The 22,141-nt window shown below is 65.2% G+C and carries 21 protein-coding genes and 1 pseudogene; 11 read left to right on the top strand and 11 right to left on the bottom strand.

Annotated features, from left to right (window positions below; genetic code table 11):
* Positions 1-164 precede the first annotated feature (164 nt).
* Positions 165-1,439, bottom strand: a complete 1,275-nt coding sequence (gene gdhB, locus QA600_RS12070) for a glutamate dehydrogenase GdhB (protein WP_278292196.1) — start codon at positions 1,437-1,439, stop codon at positions 165-167.
* Between the two features lie 87 nt (positions 1,440-1,526).
* Here gdhB and QA600_RS12065 point away from each other — a divergent pair, with 87 nt between their 5' ends.
* Genes QA600_RS12065 through QA600_RS12055 form a run of 3 tightly spaced genes read left to right on the top strand, consistent with a single transcriptional unit; the run spans position 1,527 to position 3,630 of the window.
* Entirely contained in the window at positions 1,527-2,159 is a 633-nt protein-coding gene (locus QA600_RS12065; RefSeq protein WP_345782026.1) for a MaoC family dehydratase, read from the top strand.
* Positions 2,160-2,161: 2 nt separating this feature from the next.
* Positions 2,162-3,013 carry a PH domain-containing protein gene (locus QA600_RS12060; RefSeq protein ID WP_278292194.1) on the top strand — a complete coding sequence of 284 codons (852 nt, stop codon included), beginning with the start codon at positions 2,162-2,164 and terminating at the stop codon, positions 3,011-3,013.
* Positions 3,010-3,630, top strand: coding sequence for a PH domain-containing protein (locus QA600_RS12055; RefSeq protein WP_278292193.1), 621 nt, complete (start codon positions 3,010-3,012; stop codon positions 3,628-3,630). Before QA600_RS12060 ends, QA600_RS12055 begins: the two co-directional genes overlap by 4 nt.
* A 14-nt stretch (positions 3,631-3,644) precedes the next feature.
* On the opposite strand, the gene QA600_RS12050 is transcribed toward QA600_RS12055, so the two are convergent.
* Together QA600_RS12050 and QA600_RS12045 are read right to left on the bottom strand one after the other, a co-directional pair.
* Positions 3,645-3,995: a DUF5658 family protein gene (locus QA600_RS12050; RefSeq protein WP_278292191.1), complete on the bottom strand. Its 351-nt coding sequence runs from the start codon at positions 3,993-3,995 to the stop codon at positions 3,645-3,647.
* A gap of 130 nt (positions 3,996-4,125) precedes the next feature.
* On the bottom strand, positions 4,126-5,904 hold the full coding sequence (locus QA600_RS12045) for an acyl-CoA carboxylase subunit beta (protein ID WP_278292190.1): 1,779 nt from the start codon (positions 5,902-5,904) through the stop codon (positions 4,126-4,128).
* Between the two features lie 250 nt (positions 5,905-6,154).
* Here QA600_RS12045 and QA600_RS12040 point away from each other — a divergent pair, with 250 nt between their 5' ends.
* Together QA600_RS12040 and QA600_RS12035 are read left to right on the top strand one after the other, a co-directional pair.
* Positions 6,155-7,327 (top strand): hypothetical protein, encoded by a 1,173-nt coding sequence (locus QA600_RS12040; protein WP_278292189.1) that lies wholly within the window; start codon positions 6,155-6,157, stop codon positions 7,325-7,327.
* Positions 7,328-7,358: 31 nt separating this feature from the next.
* Positions 7,359-7,598, top strand: a complete 240-nt coding sequence (locus QA600_RS12035) for a hypothetical protein (RefSeq protein ID WP_278292188.1) — start codon at positions 7,359-7,361, stop codon at positions 7,596-7,598.
* On the opposite strand, the gene QA600_RS12030 is transcribed toward QA600_RS12035, so the two are convergent.
* The 4 genes from QA600_RS12030 to gap form a co-directional block, all read right to left on the bottom strand.
* A complete protein-coding gene (locus tag QA600_RS12030) occupies positions 7,587-7,748 on the bottom strand; it encodes a hypothetical protein (protein WP_278292187.1) in 162 nt (53 codons plus the stop codon). The two genes, QA600_RS12035 and QA600_RS12030, sit on opposite strands and share 12 nt — an antisense overlap.
* 133 nt (positions 7,749-7,881) lie before the next feature.
* Complete coding sequence (locus tag QA600_RS12025; protein ID WP_278292185.1) at positions 7,882-8,862, bottom strand: sugar phosphate nucleotidyltransferase; 981 nt, start codon at positions 8,860-8,862, stop codon at positions 7,882-7,884.
* A gap of 1 nt (position 8,863) precedes the next feature.
* Complete coding sequence (locus tag QA600_RS12020; RefSeq protein ID WP_278292184.1) at positions 8,864-9,988, bottom strand: phosphoglycerate kinase; 1,125 nt, start codon at positions 9,986-9,988, stop codon at positions 8,864-8,866.
* A 29-nt stretch (positions 9,989-10,017) separates the two neighbouring features.
* Complete coding sequence (gene gap / locus QA600_RS12015) at positions 10,018-11,088, bottom strand: type I glyceraldehyde-3-phosphate dehydrogenase (RefSeq protein WP_278292183.1); 1,071 nt, start codon at positions 11,086-11,088, stop codon at positions 10,018-10,020.
* Between the two features lie 138 nt (positions 11,089-11,226).
* Between gap and QA600_RS12010 the strand changes: the two are divergent.
* The 3 genes and pseudogenes from QA600_RS12010 to QA600_RS12000 all read left to right on the top strand — a co-directional run bounded on the left by QA600_RS12010 (position 11,227) and on the right by QA600_RS12000 (position 13,453).
* Positions 11,227-12,463, top strand: a pseudogene (locus QA600_RS12010) (glycosyltransferase).
* A gap of 99 nt (positions 12,464-12,562) precedes the next feature.
* The gene (locus QA600_RS12005) at positions 12,563-12,697 is read left to right on the top strand and encodes a universal stress protein (protein ID WP_278292182.1); all 135 of its coding nucleotides are present in this window, start codon (positions 12,563-12,565) and stop codon (positions 12,695-12,697) included.
* Positions 12,698-13,453 carry a universal stress protein gene (locus QA600_RS12000; protein ID WP_278292276.1) on the top strand — a complete coding sequence of 252 codons (756 nt, stop codon included), beginning with the start codon at positions 12,698-12,700 and terminating at the stop codon, positions 13,451-13,453.
* Between the two features lie 40 nt (positions 13,454-13,493).
* Here QA600_RS12000 and QA600_RS11995 read toward each other — a convergent pair whose 3' ends face one another.
* Entirely contained in the window at positions 13,494-14,867 is a 1,374-nt protein-coding gene (locus QA600_RS11995; RefSeq protein WP_278292180.1) for an ADP-dependent glucokinase/phosphofructokinase, read from the bottom strand.
* 98 nt (positions 14,868-14,965) lie between these two features.
* Here QA600_RS11995 and ppsA point away from each other — a divergent pair, with 98 nt between their 5' ends.
* Entirely contained in the window at positions 14,966-17,245 is a 2,280-nt protein-coding gene (gene ppsA, locus QA600_RS11990; protein ID WP_278292179.1) for a pyruvate, water dikinase, read from the top strand.
* A 540-nt stretch (positions 17,246-17,785) separates the two neighbouring features.
* Here the strand turns inward: ppsA and QA600_RS11985 are convergent.
* Both QA600_RS11985 and QA600_RS11980 read right to left on the bottom strand, forming a co-directional pair.
* Entirely contained in the window at positions 17,786-18,655 is an 870-nt protein-coding gene (locus QA600_RS11985) for a class 1 fructose-bisphosphatase (RefSeq protein WP_278292177.1), read from the bottom strand.
* On the bottom strand, positions 18,652-19,440 hold the full coding sequence (locus QA600_RS11980) for a class I fructose-bisphosphate aldolase (RefSeq protein WP_278292176.1): 789 nt from the start codon (positions 19,438-19,440) through the stop codon (positions 18,652-18,654). The genes QA600_RS11985 and QA600_RS11980 overlap by 4 nt, the downstream gene beginning before the upstream one ends.
* A 212-nt stretch (positions 19,441-19,652) precedes the next feature.
* Between QA600_RS11980 and QA600_RS11975 the strand changes: the two genes are divergently transcribed.
* Both QA600_RS11975 and QA600_RS11970 read left to right on the top strand, forming a co-directional pair.
* Positions 19,653-20,507 (top strand): 3-hydroxyacyl-CoA dehydrogenase NAD-binding domain-containing protein, encoded by an 855-nt coding sequence (locus QA600_RS11975; protein WP_278292175.1) that lies wholly within the window; start codon positions 19,653-19,655, stop codon positions 20,505-20,507.
* Between the two features lie 65 nt (positions 20,508-20,572).
* Positions 20,573-21,004 carry a hypothetical protein gene (locus tag QA600_RS11970; protein ID WP_278292174.1) on the top strand — a complete coding sequence of 144 codons (432 nt, stop codon included), beginning with the start codon at positions 20,573-20,575 and terminating at the stop codon, positions 21,002-21,004.
* On the opposite strand, the gene QA600_RS11965 is transcribed toward QA600_RS11970, so the two are convergent.
* Positions 21,001-22,047: a phytoene/squalene synthase family protein gene (locus QA600_RS11965; RefSeq protein ID WP_278292173.1), complete on the bottom strand. Its 1,047-nt coding sequence runs from the start codon at positions 22,045-22,047 to the stop codon at positions 21,001-21,003. The genes QA600_RS11970 and QA600_RS11965 overlap by 4 nt on opposite strands.
* Positions 22,048-22,141 lie beyond the last annotated feature (94 nt).

Here is a 22,141-nt window from a genome sequence, read left to right as displayed (position 1 = left end):
CTCTCTTACGTCGCTCCCCATCGCAGTCGCTCTCCGTTCCAGTAGTCTCGGCACCACTCCGCGTTTCCGTCGCCCCACCGCTCTCTCGAGCCGTTTCACTCTGAACGAGGGGTGGGACCCCGACCCAACGGTCGCGATTATCGACGGGGGACGATACCCCCTTACTACGGCCACAGGCCGCGGGCGTCGTGTGCGTCCGCGATCCGCGAGAGTGCAACGAGGTACGTCGCGTCGCGCCAGGTGACGTCCCGCGCGTCGTACTCCTCCCGAACGGCGTTCCACGCCTGGAGCATCTCCGACTCGAGCTCCTTGTGGACCCGCTCCAAGCTCCAGGCCCGGCGGTTGATGTCCTGAAGCCACTCGAAGTAGCTCACCGTCACCCCGCCGGCGTTAGCGAGGATGTCCGGGATCACGTGAACGCCCTGGTCCTCGAAGACCTGGTCGGCGGCCGACGTCGTCGGTCCGTTCGCGCCCTCGACGATCATGTCAGCTTGGACGTTACGGGCGTTCTCGACCGTCAACACGTTCCCGATCGCCGCGGGGATCACGACGTCGACGTCGAGCTCGAGCAGCTCCGCGTTCGAGAGCGTCTCGGGGGCATCGTACGTCGATACCATCCCTGGCGCCTCGTCATGGTCCTCGACGTCGTTCGTGTCGAACCCGTCCGGATCGTAGATCGCCCCGTCGACATCCGAGACCGCGACGATCGTCGCGCCGCGTTCGTCCAGATAGCGGGCCGCGTTCGCGCCGACACTGCCGAACCCCTGGACCGCGACCGTCGTCTCCTCGAGCTCCCAGTCGTAGTAGTCGATCGCCTCCCGCGTGACGATCCCGACGCTTCGACCGGGGGCCTTCTCGCGGCCCTTGGAACCGCCGATAACTGGCGGCTTCCCCGTAACGACGCCGGGCGTCGTCTCGCCGGCCTGCATCGAGTAGGCGTCCATGAACCACGCCATCGTCTGTGGATCGGTTCCCATGTCCGGGGCCGGAATATCTTTCATCGGGCCGATGACCGGCCGGAGCTCCTCGGCGAATCGCCGGGTGAGCCGCTCCTTCTCCCCTTTGCTCAGCTCCTTCGGGTTAACGACGACGCCACCCTTCGCGCCGCCGAAGGGGAGATCCATCACGGCGCACTTCCAGGTCATCCACATCGAGAGCCCGACGCACTCGTCTTCGCTGACGCCGGGGTGGTAGCGCAGCCCGCCCTTGTACGGGCCACGAACGCTGTCGTGGTAGGCGCGGTAGCCGGTGAACATCTCGGTCGTCCCGTCGTCGCGCTCGAGCGGGATCGACACCCGGTAGACGCTGGTCGGGTGCCGGAGCCGTTCGACGACGCCCTCGTCGACCTCGAGGTGTGCCGCGGCGCGCTCGAGCTGGCGACGGGCGGTTTCGACGGCGCTCTCGGATTCGGGTTCCGCTGTGGATTCGGCTGTAGTCATTGTGAAACGGTGGTGCACGATCGGAGTAGTGCTCGAACGGATCGGCGACTCGTCGTCGACCCGGGCTCCGGAGTGCAGGTCTGATCGATGTCCGCGCCGAACAATAATCCTTGTCACTCCCGACGAATTATGACAATACTTGCGACCACGAGGCCAACACCCGACAGCCGTCCGATCGCACCTGGGCTACCCTCGAGCGCGCGAAAGACGCCTCGAGATCCCGACGCGTTTTTGTGCGGTCTCGTGGAGGTCGAACGCATGACCGGACTGTACTACGAGGAGTTCGAGGTCGGAGAGACGATCGAACACGAGCGCCGCCGGACGATCTCCGAGAGCGACAACCAGCGCTTCTGTGACATGACGATGAACCAGCAGCCCCTCCACTTAGACGAGGAGTTCGCTGGCGACACCGAGTTCGGGGAGCGGCTGGTCAACGGTCTCTACACGATGTCGCTGGCGGTCGGGGTCTCGATCCCGGAGACGACCGACGGGACGATCGTCGCGAATCTCTCCTACGACGACGTCGAACACCCCCAGCCGGTGTTTCACGGCGACACGATCCGGGTCCAATCAACGGTGACCGACAAGCGCGAAACCAGCGACGGCGAGCGCGGGATCGTCACTATGCGCGTCGAGGCGTTCAACCAGAACGACGAGCTCGTCTGCGAGTTCGAGCGCACCGTCCTCTCGCTGAAACGCGAGCACGCGGAGGCGGAGTGACGATGTCGGCCTCCGGTGACGCTGCCCTCGAGCACGACCTCGAGTGGCTCTCGCTGGAGGACGACGAGGAGATCGTCTGGGTCGGCGGCCCCGACCGTCGGACGCTGCTGCCGACGCTGGCGATCGGGATCCCGCTCTCGATCGTGCTGATTGGGATCCTGCTCATCGTCGGCGAGTACCTTCGGATCAGTAACACCGTTTACGTGATCACCGACAGCGCCGTCTACCGGAAGACGGGTGTACTCTCCCGGGACGTCAAACGGATCGACCACGAGAAGGTCCAGGACATCTCCTACAGCCAGTCCGCGCTCGGCTCGACCTTCGGCTACGGGACCGTCGAACTCACGACAGCCGGCGGCGCGGGCGTCGAGATGGCGTTCCGGTCCGTTCCGGAGCCCCGAACGGTCCAACAGCGGATCAGCGAGCAGGTCGGCCGTCACCGCGACCCGGGTCAGGGGGAGGGCGATGTCCTCGAGGAGATCCTCACCGAGCTACGGGCGATCCGTGCGGCCGTCGAGGAGTCGGACGACCGCGGCGAGATGCCGGATATCGACGACGAAATATCGGATATCGACGGCGAAGGGTTGCTCGAGCCCGACTCGGACGCCGGACGCGAAGCCGAGTCGAAGCCTGCATTCGAATCCAGGACCGAACCCGAACCGGATCGGCGGGAGCCCGTTCGCAGGCGACAGCCGCCGACGGACGACACAAGCCCGACGGATGAGAGCCCGTTCGACGGCGAGCCGTCCGACGACCGACTCCTCGAGGGTGATGATCCGTCGTTCAATGACCGTCCGCTCGAGGACGACCCCTCGAGGAACGGATCCGACGACGACGATCGGAACCGACGATGACGGCCACGACGAGTCGTTCTTCGACCGACTCCGCCGAGCCGACCGATCGGAACGGGGTCGCATCCTGGCTGGCCCTCGAGTCGGACGAACGGCTTCGCTGGCGGGGTCGGCCCCGAATCCAGACCGTCTACCCGTGGCTGGCCGGCACGGTCTTCGCCATGGCCGCGATCGCGGCCGGCGTCGTCCTCGAGTTCCTCACGGTTCTGGCACTAGGCTGGATCCCGATACTCGCGGCGATCCCGGTGTGGCCCTACGTTCGACTCGCGAGAACGGAGTTCGTGATCACCGACCACCGGCTGGCGATCAGACGCGGCGTGGTCGGCGTCTCGGTGCGAACGGTCGGCCTCGAGCAGGTCCAGAACACGACCGTCACGCAGGGCGCCCTCGAGACGGTGATCGACGCCGGAACGGTCTCGATCGAGACCGCGAGCGGGTCGACGCTCGCGTTTCGCTCCGTCGACGCTCCGCTCGAGGTTCGCGCCGAACTCGAGCGCGCGGCGGACGGGTCCGGAAGGGCTGGAATTCCCGGGACACGGGCACAGTGGACCGCGATCAGGGACGCGGTTCGGGACTGGCGGGTCGCCCTCGAGGAGCGAAACGGCGACGAGCGCCGGTAGCCCCTCTTAGGCACTCAGACGACCTGCGATATCATGTAGAGGTTGATCCCGACCGCGATGGTCCAGGGGATCGCGAGGCCGGCGGGGACGATCACCCGATACACCTGTGGAAGGAGGGGCCGACAGGCCAGGCCGACGCCGACGGCGGCGCCCTTCATCGCGAGCATTCCAGCGAGCCCGTAGCTATAGATCACGTTCCTGGCGATCGGGTTCGACTCGGCCAACCCGAGCTGGAGGCCGACGAACGTCGTGACGACGTCGCCGACCAGCGAGAGGGCGACGAGGATCCAGAGCGCGCGCTCGAGCGTCTGCGGCGTCAGCTCGCCGGGAAGCCGTCTCGAGGTGTACCCCTCGTCGAAACTCATAAGTCTCCCCGCCGGAGTCGAACCGGCGGCCGCCCTCGGGAGCGCACTGCTCACCTCGACGAGGAGCGGTTTTGTTATGGGAGCGATAGCGGCCGGATAGGTGGCTGCTAAACGGTTCCCGATAGCCGAACTAGAGGATAGTACCGTGTTTCTTGTCCGGCAGCTCCTTCTCGAGGCCCTCGTAGAACGCGAAGCGGGCCGACAGCTCCTCGCGAAGCGTGCTCGGGGGAACGATCTCGTCGATGACGACCTCGCTGGCCATCCGGTGGACGTCGATATCCTCGCGGTACTCCTCGCGCAGCTCCTGCTCGTGGCGTTCGCGCTCCTCGGGGTCGTCGATCTCGGAGAGCTTGCGCGCGTAGACGGCGTTGATCGCGGCCTCGGGGCCCATGATGGCGATCTCGCCGGAGGGGAGGCCGATGACGCTCTCGGGGTCGTAGGCGGGCCCGCCCATCGCGTAGATGCCGGCGCCGTAGGCCTTGCGGACGACCACCGTCTGCTTGGGCACCGTCGCCGAGGAGGTCGCGTAGATCATCTTCTTGCCCTGTTCGAGGATGCCGTCTTTCTCGACCTGCGAGCCGGCCATGAAGCCGGGCGTGTCACAGAGGTAGAGCAGGGGGATATCGAAGGCGTCGGACTTCCAGATGAACTCGGCGGCCTTCTCGGCGGCGTCGGGGAAGATCGCGCCGGCGCGGTGGGCCGGCTGGTTCGCGACGATCCCGATGGGTTGGCCATCGATTCGGGCGTACGCCGTGATAATCTCCTCGCCGTAGTCGGGCCGTAACTCGAAGTAGGAGCCGTCGTCGACGACCCGATCGATGACGTCGGTCATGTCGTACCCCTTGTTCGGTTCCTGGGGAACGATCGCGTCGATCCCCTCCGGCGAGGCGGCCGGCGGCTTCGGCTCCTGTTTCGGTGGCTTCTCATCGGCGCTGTCGGGGAGGTACGTGATCAGCTGGGCGACGAGTTCGCGGGCGTGTTCCTCGTCGCGCGCAACGAGGTCCGCGGAGCCGGATTCGGCGGCGTGGACCCGCGGGCCGCCGAGGTCCTGCATGCTGATGTCCTCACCAGTCACCATCTGGACCATCCGCGGAGAGGCGATCGCCATCGCGGACATCTCCTCGACCATGACCGTGAAGTCGGCGAAGACGGGCGTGTAGGCGGCCCCGGCGATACAGGGGCCGTAGAGCACGCAGATCTGGGGCACACGACCGGAGAGCATCGAGTGGTTGTAGTAGTACTTCCCGATCCCCTCGCGGTTGGCGAAAAAGCCCGTCTGCTGATCGATCCGCCCCCCGGAGGAGTCCATCAGGTACAGTACCGGCTTGCCCGTCTTCAGCGCCCGCTGTTGCATCCGGAGGAACTTCTCGACGCCCTTGGCCGCCATGCTGCCGCGCTTGACGGTGTAGTCGTTGGCCATGAAGTGGACGTCCCTGTCCTCGAACTCCGCGGCGCCAGTGATGAGCCCGTCGGCCGGAAGTCGGTCGTCGGTCTCCTCGTCCGCATCGGCTCCGCGGGGGTGCCAGTCGTCGAACGCCGCGAACTTCCCGTCCTCGAACAGCAGGTCGCCGTCGTCCCCGCCGAACCACAGGTCGAGGCGGTCCCGGACGAACAGCTTCTCGCCGTCCTCGAGCTGTTCGCGGTACTTCTTCGGGCCACCCTCGAGGATGTCCTCGATTTCTTCCCACAGCAGTTCCTCGCGGTCGGTCGGGCCGAGCGACTCGGCGGACCGGTCGTCCGCCGATCGATCCGCCGTCGACTCGGGTTCGGACGGCTCCTCGTGGGTCGCCGCTGGCTCGTCTCCGTCGCCGACGTACACCTCGACGTTGCTCCCAACGTGTTCGGCCAGCGCGGCCGCGATCGCGGCCGCCTCGTCGTCGGACGCGGTCGCAGCGATACGAACTTTCATGACAAAAATTGCGACGGGGGGTCTCAAAACCGTTTTCACTCGCCGGCGCCGAGGTTCGACTGATCGTCCCGTCGAAACGCCGGTTTCGGTGACTGTCAGGTCTCGAAACGGAAATAGCACCTGCAGGCAGAATCGGTATCTTCTAAATCGCCCAAACCCGTAGTAGATTCCGATCCCACGGGTGTACGTGACGATTAGCTATGACAGCCCGTGGCGTACACCGTAGAGCCAGACTCGAGAGATCAGTAGTATGTCCGATGCGACCGCTTCCCGCTCCGCAGATCGACTCGCGAGGATTCGCGACCACGTACAGGAAGGGATGAGCCGCCGCGAGTTCTTCCGAACCCTCGCTACCGGCGGGTACGCCCTCGGTATGGCCCACTTTCTCGGCGTCGAGGACTTCCTCGCGGCCGACGACGGCGAGGTCCCGGTCGTCACCGCGCTCGTCCGGAGCGACCCCGACGACCCCTGGTCGCTCGAGGAACGCACGGAGTACGTTCCCGCCGACTGGTACGCCGCCGTCGAGAGTGCGATCGAATTGAACGACCGCCTCTCGCGGGCTGCTTTCACCGGATACCTCGGCAGCGCGGTCGTCCCCGAGCCCTACGACGACGGCGGTGCGGCGGTCTCCGTCGGCGTCTCTAGCGATCTCGGTTCGATCCGGGACGCGGTCGGCAACCTCTCCGAGGGCGTTTCCCTAAACGTCCGGGAGATCGTCGACGTCGACGCGGTCGAGGACGATTCCGACCGCTACGAGCCGCGGATGGCCGAATCGCTTACTTCGAGTCAGATCCCCGCCGGAATCGCCTGCGAGACGCCCTCGAGTCTCGCGACGCTCGGGCCGGCCATGTTCGACCCCGAAACGCAGCAGCGGTACTTCGTCACGGCCGAACACGCCTTCGAGGAACAGGACGAGGTCGACGGCGCGTTGCTCTCGCTTCCGATCTCGGCGGAGGAACCCGTCGATCTCGGGCCGGTCAGACACGCCTATCCTGTCGAGGACGTCGCCGCTATTGAACCGAACGGGAGCCTCGCCCCGTCGATGTGGATCGACGCCCCGGAGCCGGTCCGCGTGCGCGGTCAGCTGACGCGCTGGGGCCTCGCCGACCTCATCGCACGGGACGAACGCCTCGAGAAGGTCGGCGCGCTGACGGGCCATACGACCGGCCGGGTTCAGGGGTTCGACGCGGTAACTTGTTTCACCGACGACTTCTGTCGGCGGGGCCAGATCCGCTGGGGCGGCGAGATGGACCTGACCGACGGCGACAGCGGCTCGGCCAGCTACTACGACGATCCCGACGGTAACGAGGAGGACGTTCTCGTTGCGGGGTTCAACAACGCCCGCACCTGGTGGCCCGGCCAGAGCTACGTCTGGGGGGTCGCCGCCTATCGCGTCACCGAACGGTACGGTTATCACTTCTGATATGGAACGCGATACTACGCACGGATCCCGGATGTCCGACGATCACCCCTCCCGACTGCGCCGCGCCGTCGCCACCCTCGCGGCAGCCATCGGCGTCGGGACCCGCGTCCTCGCCGACGCGCTCGTCGTCGGGCTCTGGGTCCTGTTTCTGACGCTGCTGTTTCTCTCGACGAACTGGCCGCGGTGGCTGTTCTACGTCCTCCTGCTCGGCGGGGTCGGACTCTACGTCCAGTTCACCGCCTGGTGGGGCGGGTCGACCTCAGGGTCGTAACTGCAATGCGAGACAGCCTGTCTCGATCGGTCCCGCTCCCGGCCACGGCACGACGGCCTCGAGGACGAAACTCGAGTCGAGGTGCTGTCGCCGATCCCGTCGCCAGATCCAGACGGTGGGTGCGCTGATCGGCCACACGACCGGTCGCATCAAGTGGAACGACGCAGTGACCTGTTTCACCGACGACTTCTGTCGACGCGGCCGGATCCGCTGGGCGACGAGGTGGATCTGCCGACGGCGACAGCGGTTCGGTGAGCTACCAACGTAAGGAACCGGCCTCGTCTCACCGGTCGTCCGGGATCCGGGAGTGGGCTCCGATAAGGGCGCACTCGAGGTCGAAGCCGCTGATTCTGGCTTCTTCGTCGACGATCGAGTCGCGAACAGTCGTCGATCCGAGATGCGCTGCCGGGAAGATAACCGAGCGTTCGACGTCGGCGTCGACGAGGGTCGCGTCCGCCATTACGTGGACGTCGTCGCCGACACTGCCATCCCGAACGGTCGCCGACTCGGCGACGTGGGAGTCGCCGTCGAGGTGCCAGGAGACGGCGTCGAGGTAGCTCCTCCTGGTTCCGATGTCGTACCACGCACCGTCGAACGTGTATGCGTAGGTGGGTTCGCGGTCCTGGAGCCACTGGACGAACCAGCCCGGCTCGTCCGGGTCGTTTCCCCCTTCGAGATAGGGATCGAACAGGGACAGCATCTCACCGGGGAACGCGTAGCAGCCGATCGAGACGAGCGAACTCTCCGGTTCGTCCGGTTTCTCCTGAAAGCCGACGACGCGCTCGTCGTCCAGTTCGAGCACACCGTACGACGTGGCCCGCTCCCGTGAGCCGACGTCGTAGGCCGCGATCGCCGGGCCCTCGCGTCGGTCGAAGTACTCGAAGAACTCTTCGAGTGCGAAATTAAAGAGATTGTCGCCCGCGATCACCAGCAGGTCGTCGTCGAGTCCTTCGCGATCGATCAACTGGGCGAGCGCGCCGACGACGCCGAGTTTCTCGTCTTCGCGTTCGGTCTCCTCGACGGACAGACGCGGTTTGTCGTACGGCCTGTCCTCGAGGTGAGCCTCGAAGTCGGGAGCGAACCGTTCGTTCGTGCTCACGTAGACCTCCTCGATCCGATCGAGGGCCTCGAGTTCGGCGTAGATGCGATCGATGACCGTCGTCTCGCCGAGCGGGAGCAACATCTTCGGTCGGTGCCTCGTGATCGGCCATAAGCGAGTCGCGTAGCCACCGGCCAGAACGACGGCGGTAGTCGTGTCCGCCATTTCAGCCCCCTCCCTCGAGTATCTCGACGCCGACGAGCGGATCGCCGGTGAGCGCGCGAACGTACGCGCCGCCAGCGACCGTGACGCGCGAGAAATCGTCCTCGTCGAGGTCGTACAGTTCGACGACGCGGGCGATGTCGCCGCCGCCGACGACCGAGAAACAGTCGGTCTCGACGATCGCCGAGACGACCGTCACGGTCCCGTGGGCGAACCGCTCGTCCTCGAAGACGCCGAGTGCGCCCTTGACGAACACCGCGTCGTCGTCCTCGACGACGTCGGCGTAGCGATCGGCCGTCTCGGAACCGACATCGAGGAACGGTCGATCTTTTTCGAGTCTTTCGAGCGACGCTTCCACACGTTCGCCGTCGTCGTCCTCGTAAGCCAAGTCGGTTGGGAGCGACAGTCGGTCGCGGTAGGCCTCGAGGGTACGCTCGAGTCGACCACGATGGTCGTCCCACTGGTGGTCGAAAAGCGACGTCTCGGCGACGTCGTAGCCCACGTCGTACCCGTCCGCCTGCAGGAAGAGTTCGCCGACGACGCCGCCGAGACAGAACCGGTCGACGGTGTCGTCGAGTCGCTCGATGATCGGGATGACGTCCTCGGCTTTCGTCCCGCCGAGGACCATCGTAACCGGACCGTCGAACTCCCGCTCCCGGACGGCCGTGATCGCCGTGTACTCCTGTTCCATCACGCGCCCCGCGTACGCGTCCATGACGCGCGGAAAGCCGACGATCGAAGCGTGGGAACGATGCGCGGCCGAGTACGCGTCCCCGACGTGGGCGTCGAACTCCGGAGCGAGCGTCCGAACGAAGTCCGTCTCGGCTTTCACGTCCGGCTCTTCCTCGGGTAACTCCTCGTCGCACATCCGGGCGTTCTCGAGGAGGAGCACGTCACCCGACTCGAGGTCGTCGATAGCTGCGAGCGCGTCCTCGCCGTACGTGTCTGCGACGAACTCGACGGGGTGATTGAGGTGGTTGTCCGCGAGCAGTTCCCGGATGGTTTCCGCGTGGCTTGCGAACCGGCGACTGTCCTGTACGATTCCGTCTTCGACGGCGGTGTTGACGTCGATCCGGACGGGCAGGCGTCGCCCAGGTTCGAGGTCGTCGATAGTTCGAAACGTAGCCATGGCTGGAAAGTATTGCTCGCGTGTCTCCGTCAGTTGATGACGGTTCGCCCGGCGTCGATGCTCTCCGACTCGGTCGCGACGTGTTTCGCGAGTTTGATCATCTGGTTCGAGAAGCCGTACTCGTTGTCGTACCAGGCGAGCACTTTTACGGTGTCGTTGGCCGCGACCATCAGTGATTCCAGGTCAACATACGAGGCGAAGGGCGACCCGACGATATCCCGCGAGACGATCTCGTCGTCGGTGTAGCCGAGGACGCCGGCCAGGTCGTCGTCGGCCGCCACCCGGATCGCGTCGATCACTTCGTCCCGCTCGACGTCTTCCTCGATGTTGACGGTGATGTCGGTGATCGAACCGTTCGGGACCGGTACCCGCATCGCCATCCCCTCGAGTTTGCCCTCGAACTCGGGAAGCACCTCGCTGGTCGCACCGGCTGCCCCGGTCGTCGTGGGGACGATGTTCTCGGCAGCGGCGCGGCCGCGTCGTCGCTTGGCCATGGGGCCGTCAACGAGTCCCTGGCTTCCGGTGTAGGCGTGGACGGTCGTCAAGTGTCCAGAGACGACGTCAAACACCTCGTCGAGGATCTTCAGGACCGGCGCGACCGAGTTCGTCGTACAGGAGGCGTTCGAGATGACGTCGTCACCGCCGTACTCCTCGTGGTTGACGCCGTAGACGAACATCGGTACCTCCTTTTCGCCCTTCGGTGGCGCCGAGATGATGACCTTCTCTGCGCCCGCCTCGAGGTGCTGTGCAGCCTCGTCGCGGGTCCGGAACAACCCCGTCGCTTCGAAGGCGACGTCGGCATCCAGTTCGTCCCACGGGAGTTCTGGCGGCTCGCCCTTCGAGAGCAACTGGAACTCCCGATCGTCCACAAAGAGCCTATCGCCGCGACGGGAGACTCCGTCGAGACGGCCGTGAACCGAATCGTACGTGAGCAGGTACTCCATGTCGTCGTCGTCCATCACGTCGTTGATCGCCACGATATCGACGTCGTCGTGTGTCAGCGACGCACGGAGGAGACACCGCCCGACCCGTCCGAAGCCGTTGAGTCCGATTCGAAGCGTTTCGCCGGTTTCCGAGCTGCCGTTCGTCTCTCCTTCCATGGTCGAGGCTCCACCCTTGCGGGTAAATTTGTTGGTGCGACCGTCGGATGTCTGGAGATAAACACCCTCTAACCCGTCGCTCCGCGTTCCTGACCCCAACTGATGCGAGCGTCGTCGTGGTGGTGACGTGCACCGACGATGCATCGTCCCTCACTCCCGGACCGATCGATCGAGGACTACGCCACCGTGACGGATGGCGACCGCCTCGAGCGACTCCGTGAGCTTGCCGAGACGCTGTCGGACGTCCGAATCCTGCACGTCAATTCGACCGCGATGGGCGGTGGCGTCGCGGAGTTGCTCCGCTCGATAGTGCCGGTCTGTAACGACCTTGGAATCGACACTGACTGGCACGTTATGGACGCAGACGACGATTTCTTCGAGGTCACGAAAGCGGTCCACAACGGCCTCCAGGGTAGCGGCGTGCCGCTGACCGACGAGATGAAAGCGACCTATCGCGAGGTGACAGCGCGGAACGCAGCCGAGATCGAAGACGAGTACGACCTCGTGCTGGCTCACGATCCACAGCCGCTTGGCATGCTCGAGCGACTCGAAGAACGGCTTCCGGACGCACCCATCCTCTGGCGATGTCACGTCGATCTCACCGACCCGGTCGACGACTATCTCGCGTTCGTCTCGGAGTACACCGATCGACCACGCGATCTTCAGTCGCTCGAAGTACGCGGCGATCGACACGCCGTCGACGAGCATCGTTTACCCGTCGATCGACCCGGTGACGGAGAAGAACCGCTCGCTCGAGGACGAAGAGCTGGCGGCCGAACGCGACCGGCTGGAACCGCTCTCGTTCGACGCGCCGGTGGTGACGCAGGTGTCCCGTTTCGACCCGTGGAAGGATCAGTTCGGTACGCTCGAGGCGTACCGAACCGCCACGGAGGAGGTGCCGGAGCTCCAGCTGGCGTTGGCCGGCGGGATGGCCGGGGACGATCCGGAAGGACTGGAGCTGTACGAACAGGTCGCCGAAAATGCGGTCGGCGATCCGGACGTTCACGTCCTGACTGACCTCCCAGACACGACGATAAACGCTCTCCAGCGGCTGTCGGACGTCGTCGTCCAGAAGTCATTGCGCGAGGGGTTCGGCCTCGTCGTCTCGGAGGCGCTCTGGAAGCGCACACCGGTCGTCGACTCGACGGTCGGCGGGATCCCGCTCCAGGTGGAGGACGACCGTAACGGCTACCTCGTCGATCCCGATGACGCGACGGGTGCTGGCGATCGGATCGTCGACCTTCTCGGGGACGACAGGCGTCGGCGAACCTTCGGCGATAACGCCCGGGAACACGTTCGGGAGCGATTCTTGCTGCCTCGACAGCTCGGCGACCTGCTCGAGATTTTTGTCGCTGAAGCAACGCTCGAGTCCTGATATGGCCCCGATCGTTGGGTTCGTTCCAGTCAGATTCTGTCGGCCGACCACCCCCACACAGTTATCCGCCGAGGTGGTGAAGCAACCCGGGACCCACCCATGAGCCGGTTCATCGAAGTGGTACTGATACCAACCGACGGCAGCGACGGAGCGCTGGCCGGAGCTAAACGCGGGATCGCGCTCGCGTCGCGGGTTGATGCCGACATCCACGTGCTATCGGTTGTCGAATCTTGACTGCGTACGGGGGAGTCCGACGAGTTCGAGTTCCAGTCACTCGAGGAGCGCGCCGAGAACGCGGTCGAGGAGATCGCCCGGCTGACCGCAGACCACGACGAGGAAATCGACGTTACGACAACGATCAGAAAAGGCACTCCGTTCCAGTCGATCAGAGAGTACGCCAAGCAACGCGAGATCGACGTCATCGTTATGGGAACGAAGGGCCGAACGGGACTCGACAGGGTGCTCCTCGACAGCGTGACTGAGAACGTCCTTCGAACGGCACGGAGTCCCGTACTCGCGGTTCCGCCGAACGCAGACGAGCCCGCAATCGACAAGATCCCGTTCGAGCGGCTCCTTCTTCCCACGGACGGGAGCGACGGCGCGGCGATCGCGACCGAGTGGGGTATTGAACTCGCGAGTCGGCTCGAATCGTCGCTACACGTGCTCTACTCGATCGACACGAGTTTCGCCGACGAGTCGGAGGCTGACGAATTCCTCGAGGCTCTCGAGCACAGGGGCGAAGAGGCACTCGACGAGGTCCGAGAGCGCGGCGAGGACGTCGGGGTGACCGTCTCGGGAGCGACTGTGACCGGCGCTCCGGCGAGGGAGATCCCCTCCTACGCGACCGAGACCAACATCGACCTGATTGTTATGGGGACCCACGGCCGGACGGGGATCGGCCAGTGGTTCCTCGGGAGCGTGACCGAAAACGTCGTCCGCCAGGCAGACGTGCCGGTGTTTTGCGTGCCGGTCAGCGCCCAGGAGCCGTGACGTCCTCCGGCGACTACCGCTTGCCGCCGTCCCGGAGCCGCTATCGGCCGCTGGCCACGGCGAGTTCCAGGACGAAACTCGAGGCGGAGACAATGTCGCCGATACCGACCGTTCCTGCCGGTTCGTCGACGACGCGGTTTGGACAAGCAGCGACCGAGGGGGTCTCGAGGACGCCGTCCTCGGCCGTCTCGCCGACGTGATCGGCCAGCAGTTCGATCGCCTCCCGCCCCATCTTCGAGGGCTCGTACTCCAGCCCTGTCTCGAGGTCCTCGGGTTCCGAGACGTGTCCCAGTGCCGCCTTGGTGGCGGCGTTGACGGCGGAAAACTCGAGGCCCCGTCGGAGCGCCTCCGGCGAGTGGTACGACTCCATCACGGCGAGGTGGTACTCCATCGCGTGTAACTGGAGACAGTCGACACCGAGTTCCTCGCGGACCGCCTCGAGCATTCTGTAGTGGTTGAGGATCTCCTCGGGTTCGAACGGCGTCGCTTCCGACGGCGGCTCCTCGACGGCGTCGATCCCCGCGTCGTCGTGTAACATCGTCAATTCGTGGCTGTCCGCACCGACGACGTTCGCCTCCGGCAGGATCCACTCGTACATGCTCTCCCTGAGGTCGTTGTCGTGGGTGACCGCGTACTCGACGTGGACGTCGACGTCGCTCCCAGACCGGAGTCGATGGATGACGTCTCTCGCGTGACGGTGGGTCTCCTCGTACCCCTCTTCGACGTGGTCGGGCGTGAGGTTGTGATACCCCGCCAGGAGCGCGCCATCGACGTTCTCGCCGACCTGATCGATTGCCTCGTCGAGTTCCCCCGCAGAGAGGTCGAACTCAGGCGGCCTCGAGGCGGCGATGAACCGGGTGTCTTCCGGCGCGGTCACGCCGAAAAACTCGTCTCCCTCCCTGAACTCAAACACCCAGTTGATCTTCGTCCGATCCGTGTTGACGGCCTCGGAGAGGGGTACGTAGCGCACCTGGCCGTCCTCGACGGTCGGATACTGTACCTCGTCGGGATGGTCGAACATCGACAGCTGTCGCTCGGAGATCAGGTAGGTGTACGAGATCGGCGCCGTTCCCAGCGCGGTGAGCAGGTTCGTCATGATCCCCGCCTGGCCGCCCATCTGCTGGCTGTCGGGGTCCAGTTCCGACTCGAGTGTCGCGGCGAACTCGTCGGCCATCGCGATCTCGTCGCCCCGGCCGGCGGCCATCGTGTGTGCGATCGCCGCCGCGAGTTCTCGTTTCGAAGTCAGCGGGCTCGGCGGGACGTCCGCACCGGGATCGGTCGGTCGCTCGAGGAACGACTCGAGTTCCTTGTCGACCCGAACGATCGCGTCGACGTTCGCGTTGTAAGCGATGAATACGGGCAACTCCTCGAGTGCGGCGACGTCCGCCTCCAGTTGGGCGTGGGCATCCTGCATAGCAGGGCTCCCTCCCTGACGCAGGGAGTTAATCCTGGGGTGCTCGTCCGTCGCCCCTGCGAACTTATTATCGTCCGCGTGGTCCGAGTGACAGTCCGATGTCACGAAACTCGTTCATCCGATCGCTAGAAGGGTTGAGCGGCGACGACACCGACAGCGTCGGCGGCAAGAGCGCGAACCTCGGCGAACTTGCCGACTTCGATATCCCCGTCCTGCCGGGATTCACGACGACCGCGTCGGCCTACGACTACTACATCGAGGAGACCGGGATCCACGCCGAGATCGAGTCGCAACTCGAGGAGCTGAACGTCGACGACGTCGCGGACCTCCAGCGACGCGGCGATCGGATCAGGCGCACGGTTTCGGAGGCGTCGATGCCGCTGACACTCGAGTCGGCGATCCGCGAGCGGTACGCCGAACTGGGCGACGACCTCGGGATCGACGACCCGGAGGTCGCCGTCAGGAGTTCCGCGACCGCGGAGGACCTCCCGGAGGCCTCCTTCGCCGGTCAGCAGGAGACGTTCCTCAACGTCGCCGGCGAGACGGAACTGCTCGAGTCGATCAAACACTGCTTCGCCTCGCTGTTTACCGACCGCGCGATCGTCTACCGTGAGAACAACGACTTCGACCACTTCGACGTCAAACTGGCCTGTGCCGTCCAGAAGATGGGCCGGGCGGACCTGGCCTCGTCGGGCGTCCTGTTCACGCTCGACCCCGATACGGGGTTCGACGAGGTCGTCACGATCGAGGCCGCCTACGGCTTCGGCGAACCGATCGTCCAGGGCGTCGTCGACCCCGACCGGTACGTCGTCTTCAAGCCGACGACCGGGATCGTCGAGAAGGAGTGTGGCGGCAAGTCCCAGCGGATGGTCCGCCGAAACGGCGGGACCAAACTCGAGTCGGTGCCGGACGAAAAACGCGAGGAGTTCGCGCTCTCGGACGACCGGATCCGGGAACTGGCGCGGTACGCGACCCGGATCGAGGACCACTTCGGGACGCCACAGGACATCGAGTGGCTCGTCGACGGCGATCTCGACGAACTGTTCGTCGTCCAGGCCAGGCCCGAGACGGTCCACGGGGCGGCCGAGGGGAACGTCCTCCGGACGTACAGCCTCGAGGAAACCGACGAGCCACTGCTCGAGGGGGTCGCAATCGGGAACGCAATCGGAAGCGGCACCGTTCGCGTGCTCTCGGACCACCGGGAGATGGACCGGGTCGAAGAGGACGACGTCCTCGTCACCGAGATGACCGATCCCGACTGGGTGCCGGTGATGAAGCGCGCGAGCGCCATCGTCACCGACAGAGGGGGCAAAACCTCTCACGCCGCGATCGTCTCCCGCGAACTGGGCATCCCCGCGATCGTTCGGACCGGAACGGCGACGGAGTCGCTGTCGAACGGCGACACCGTCACCGTCGACTGTTCGACCGACACCGGTCGCATCTACGAGGGCGAACTCGAGTATGACGTCACCGAGGAGGTCGTCGACGACCTTCCCGCAACCGACACCGACGTCAAGCTGATCCTCGGCGATCCCGGGCGGGCGTTCGCGCTCGCGAACCTCCCCGTCGACGGCGTCGGCCTGGCCCGCGAGGAGTTCATCGTCACTTCCCACGTCGGTTTCCACCCGCTCGAGTTGCTCGAGCGCGGCGAGGAGGAGCAGTTCGTCGACGCCCTCCGGACGGGGATTGCGAAGATCGGCGCCGCGTTCTACCCCGACGAGGTCATCTTCCGACTCAGCGACTTCAAAACCGACGAGTACCGTAACCTGGAGGGCGGCTGGAAGTACGAACCCGACGAGGCGAACCCGATGCTCGGCTGGCGCGGCGCCTCCCGGTACTACGACGAGGCGTTTCGGGAGGCGTTCCGCCTCGAGTGCGAGGCGCTCCGACAGGTTCGCGAGGAGGTGGGACTCGACAATGTCATCCTGATGGTTCCGTTCTGTCGAACGCCCGAGGAAGGCGAGCGCGTGCTTGAGATCATGGCCGAGTACGGTCTCTCGAGCGACGAGATGGATGTCTATGTGATGGCCGAACTGCCCGCGAACATCGTGCTTGCAGATCAGTTTGCGGACCTGTTCGACGGGTTCTCGATCGGCTCGAACGATCTCACACAGCTCGTCCTCGGCGTCGACCGCAACTCGGAGAAACTCGCACCGCTGTTCGACGAGACCGACGACTCGGTGACGCGGTCGATCAGTTCGCTCATCGAGGAGGCCCACCGTCACGACCGACCGGTCGGGATCTGCGGCGACGCACCTTCGACGATTCCGGAGTACACCGAGTTCCTGCTCGAGGAAGACATCGATTCGATTTCGGTCTCGCCGGACGTCGCGGTGGAGACGATGCTGACGGTCTCGGAGTTCGAATCCTCGGAGTAGTTCCGTGGCTCCGTTTCATACGGATTGCTGTACCGATGTACCGGCGTAACCGCGACCCGTGCGGCGGTTGCGCCGGTACTGACTTACAGTAAACCGTATCAGTCGGATGGGTGCGAGGGACTGGAGTCTGAAGTATAAGAGTGCACTCAACGGCATTCGCGTGATCGAAGTCGACAAACCAGCCGGAGTAACCGCGAACGAACGACAGTGTGAAGCAGGTAGCTGCCGGCAAAAGAGGAGTGCGTTGGCCGGCCAGCCGGCCGGTTCCTCGAATATTCACGCGAACCAGCGCGACCGTGACTCCGTTTTCGAACTCGCTATTGGCGGGGAATTTATGCCAGCAAGATATAAATTCTGAGTCGTCGAAGAACGACCCCCGGTTCAGCGAGTTGTGCTCCGACGCTGGAACTAATCGGACTGGCTCGTACACGCCGCAGCCTCGAGCCGATGGTACTCGAGATAGCCTCGTAGACGTCACTGGGCATCGATTCACCGAACGCATCCGTCGACGGCAATCGATGACCAAAATAGAGGCTCGTATTAGGCGAGCGCGTCCTCGAGGCGGTCGATCAGCTCGTCGTTGCCGACGTGCAGCGGCACACGGTCGTGGAGCTCGTCCGGTTCGACCTCGAGGATCGACCGGGCTCCGTCCGTGGAGCTGCCGCCGGCGGTCTCGACGAGGTGCGCGATCGGGTTCCCCTCGAACTGCAGGCGGAGCTTGCCCCGGGAGCTGCCCTCGAGGGCGGGGTAGGCGAAGATCCCGCCGTAGGTGAGCACCTGGTTGACGTCGCCGATCATCGCGCCGCCGTAGCGGAGCTTGTGGCTCGGGTCGGACTCGATCTCCCGGACGTAGGCCTCGAACTCGTCCGACCAGTGGGGGACGCGGCCGCCGAAGCCGTAGACGAGGGGATCGTCGGGGAGGGTGACGTCGTCGTCGACGAGGGTTCGATCGTCGCCCGTGAGCTCGTACTTCTCGACCGTGCCGTTGCGAGCGAGCGCCATCGTCGTGATCGGGCCGTAGAGGATCCAGCCGGAGGCGACGAGTGAGGACCCCGGCGCGGGAAGGGATTCGTCGTAGATTCCGAACACCGTCCCCATCGTGTTGTTCGACTTGAGGTTCGAGGAGCCGTCGAGCGGGTCGACCCCGACCGAGAGGCCGTCCTCGCTGCCGCAGTCGATCGTCTCGAGACGTTCCTCGCTCGCATACTGGTAGATGCCGTCGATCGCCGAGAGACGGTCGGCGAGCAGCTCGTCGGCCCAGACGTCGGCTTCGGCCTGGGTCTCACCGCTTGGGTTCTCCGCGTCGGCGTCCTCGCGGCGGCCGACAAGACCCTGCCTGATCTCCGGTGCCGATTCCGCAATCGTCTCGACCACCTCGTCGACCACGCGACCGTCGTCGGGTCCGGTCATTCCTCGAGCGCGGCGTCGGCGGTCTCCTCCTCGAAGATCACCTTCTCGAGGGCGTCGAGGATTCGGGTCGGGTTCTCGCGCTGCCAGACGTTGCGGCCGACGGCCAGTCCCTTCGCGCCGGCGCTGACGGCGGACTCGACCGTCGAGAGGAACTCGTAGTCCGAAGTCTTCGAGCCGCCGCTCATGACGACGTTCATGTCGCCCGCGGCCTTGCAGGCGTGTTCCATCGCCTCGGAGCTACCGGGGTACTTGACCTTCGCGATGTCGGCGCCCAGCTCGAGGCCGAGGCGGGTCGCGTAGGAGATAGTGCTCGGCTTGGTGTCGTTTTTCAGCCCCTGTCCACGGGGGTACGACCACATGACGACGGGCAGGTCGTGCTCGCGGGCGTCCTCCTGGACGTCGCGGAACTCTTCTGCCATCTCAACCTCGTGGTTCGAACCGCCGTAGAGGGTGAACCCGATAGCGTCGGCGCCGAGTTCGGCCGCGTAGTCGACCGAGCAGTTCACCGCGGAGTCGTACTCGCCCATCCAGAGGTTCGAGGTGCCGTTTACCTTCAACAGGAGGTTGACGTCGTCCTCGTAGCTGGGGTAGTAGCCCTCGGCGATCCCCTTCTGAACGGCCATGCAGGTGACGGCGTCGTGGGTCGCCGTCTCGAACACCGTCGACGGGTCGAGCTTCTCCGGGACGTCCTCGAAGTCGACCGGACCGTGCTCGAGGCCGTGGTCCATCGCGAGAATCAGTGACTTACCGTCGCGAACGATCGGAGAGTCGTCGATCGGAATCATCTGTTAGACGGTCCACCGTGTCGCTATATATCTCTGGTGGTCTGCCTGATATAAATTACTTACAGTCGTAGTAAGCGACTCAGTCGGTCGTCCACTGTCCGGAAATATCCCTCTGAACACCCCCTCTCGAAAGCAACAGTTCGTCTCCCTCGAGCAGCGGATCCACACGATCGATCGGCACGTTTACGAGCCCGATGAGTGAAGGCAAGCGTATGGTACGCGACCAGATCGACCGGATCGGTGTCGTCGGCGCGGGAACGATGGGCAGCGGGATCGCACAGGTCGCCGCGACGATCGGCTACGACGTCGTGCTCCGGGACATCGAGCGGGAGTTCGTCGAGAACGGCTTCGAGACGATCGAGGACAGCCTCGGCCGCCTCGAGGGACGTGACGCTCTCGAGGAGGACCCCGAGACGATTCGCGGCCGAATCGAGGGGACGACCGCCATCGACGAACTCGGCGACTGCGACCTCGTCGTCGAGGCTGCCCTCGAGGAGATGAACGTCAAACAGGAGATCTTCGCGGAGCTGGAGCGAGTCTGCGACGAGGACGTGTTGCTCGCGACGAACACGAGCACCCTCTCGATCACGACGATCGCCTCCGAACTCGACCGCCCGGAGCGCGTGATCGGGCTGCACTTCATGAACCCCGTGCCGATCATGGAGGGCGTCGAGGTCGTCGTCGGCGAGAAGACGACCGACGACGCGACCGAACTGGCTCACGACCTCGCCGAGGACCTTGGGAAGACGACCTGGGAGTCCGACGACAAACCCGGCTTCGTCACGAACCGGATCCTGATGCCCTGGATCAACGAGGGGATCCGGGCCTACGACGAGGGCGTCGCGACGAAGGAGGACATCGATGCGGGAATGGAACTCGGCACGAACGTCCCGATGGGGCCGCTCACGCTCGCCGATCACATCGGTCTCGACATCTGTCTCCACGCCTCCGAGACCCTCCACGAGGAGCTCGGCGACCGGTACAAACCGGCCTACCTGCTCAAGCGGAAGGTCGAGGCCGGCGACCTCGGGAAGAAGACGGGCAAGGGGTTTTACGAACACGACTGACGACCCTCTAGCCGACCCGGCGGCGCGCGGCAAGCTTTTTATCAGACCGCGAGAACGGTCGTCCGATGCCCGGGTACAGTCGCCGCCAGCTCGTCGGCGCGGGCGCGACCGGCACCGCGTCGGTTCTCGCGGGCGGATACGCGTGGAACCGATACGCGACGCGCTACCACCTTCGGCTTCAACCGCTCGAGGCCATCAACGAGACGGCCGACCCCCTGACGCTCGAGTTCGCCGTCGAGGGGAACGGAATCGAAGCCCAGCGGACGGTCCGGCTGGCGCCAGCGGACGAGGAGGGGGCGACGCATCTTTCGGGTCGGTGGATAAAAAACACGGCCGAGTGGACCGTCAGGGCCGAGTACGAGGGTGAGACGCTCGAGATCCGGGCCAGCGAGATCACCGAGCGACTCGAGGGAGCGGGTTGGGGGCCGGACTGTGCGCGCGTCGCGCTGGTCGTGACGGCGACCGGTGATCTGGAGACGCGGGTCGGCCCCTGTTAACGGTGCAGCGGTTTCTCGGCCATTTCCTGGCGGAGATCGCGTAGCTGAGCGCGGGAGACGCCGTCCTCGAACTGCTGGATGACGGCGAACACCTCCGCACGGCAGATCTTCACGTCACCCTCGCGGACGACGTCTTCGGGTCGTTCTTGGAGTTCCCGTAGGGTGCCGACCGCGAGCAGGTAGGGGATCGCCCACGCCGAGAGCCGGTTGCCGTGGCGCTCGGGGACGATCTCGAGGTAGCGGTGGGCGTCGTCGAGGTAGTTCTCCGCGCGGCCGGTCACCCGCTGGATGACGTTGGTGACGCCGCGCTGGTTGTCGGGTTCGGTGACGGCGTCGGCGTCGACGTTCTCCTCGGCGAGCCACTCCTCGGGGAGGTAGACGTTGTTCTCCTCGTGATAGTCGCTCTCGACGTCCTTGGCGATGTTGACGAGTTGTAAGAGGAGGGCGAACGAGCGGGCGTTCTTGCGCATCTCCTCTGCCCGATCGGGCGAGGCGCTGCGGGCGACCAGTCCCGTGATCAGGGTGCCGACGGTGCCGGCGGCGTACCAGCAGTACTCCTCGAGCTCTTCGAGGGTCTGCAGGCGCAGGCCGCCCTCCTCGGCGTACCGATCGGTAAACATCGCCATCCCGTCGACGAGCTCTCGAACCGGGTCGCGCATGATCTCGCGGGGCTCCTCGTCGAGCGCCTCGAAGGTTCGCAGGACGCGGGGCGTCTCGGCGACGACCTCCCAGTCGGCGTTTGCCTCCTCCGGGATCCAGGGCTCGATGTCGGCCATGAACTGCTCGACCTCGAGCGGGTCGGCCGGATCGAGCAGCCGGTCGTACGCGCTCAATAGTTCCGTCTGGGTCTCGGGCGGAATGTGACCCGCATCCTCGATCGTGTCGGCGACGCGACAGAGGAGATACCCGAGGCAGATATGTCTCGCCATCGGTTCGTCGAGGCGATCGATCGTGATCGAGAAGGTCCGAGAGACCCCGTGTACCGCCTCGTAGCACCACTCGAGGTCGGTATCGAGGTTTGTTTCAGGCTGGCCCGTTGTCATCTACTCGATACGGTTTGGTTCCCATCCCGGAAAAGCGCCGCGGTCGCGGCGCGTCGTTCCGTTACGGATACTCGCGGTGCCGACTGGTCACCGA

Origin of the sequence: Natronococcus sp. A-GB1, assembly GCF_029688845.1 — an archaeon.
Classification (GTDB): Archaea; Halobacteriota; Halobacteria; order Halobacteriales; family Natrialbaceae; genus Natronococcus.
This window is presented reverse-complemented; position numbering and strand designations above follow the sequence as displayed.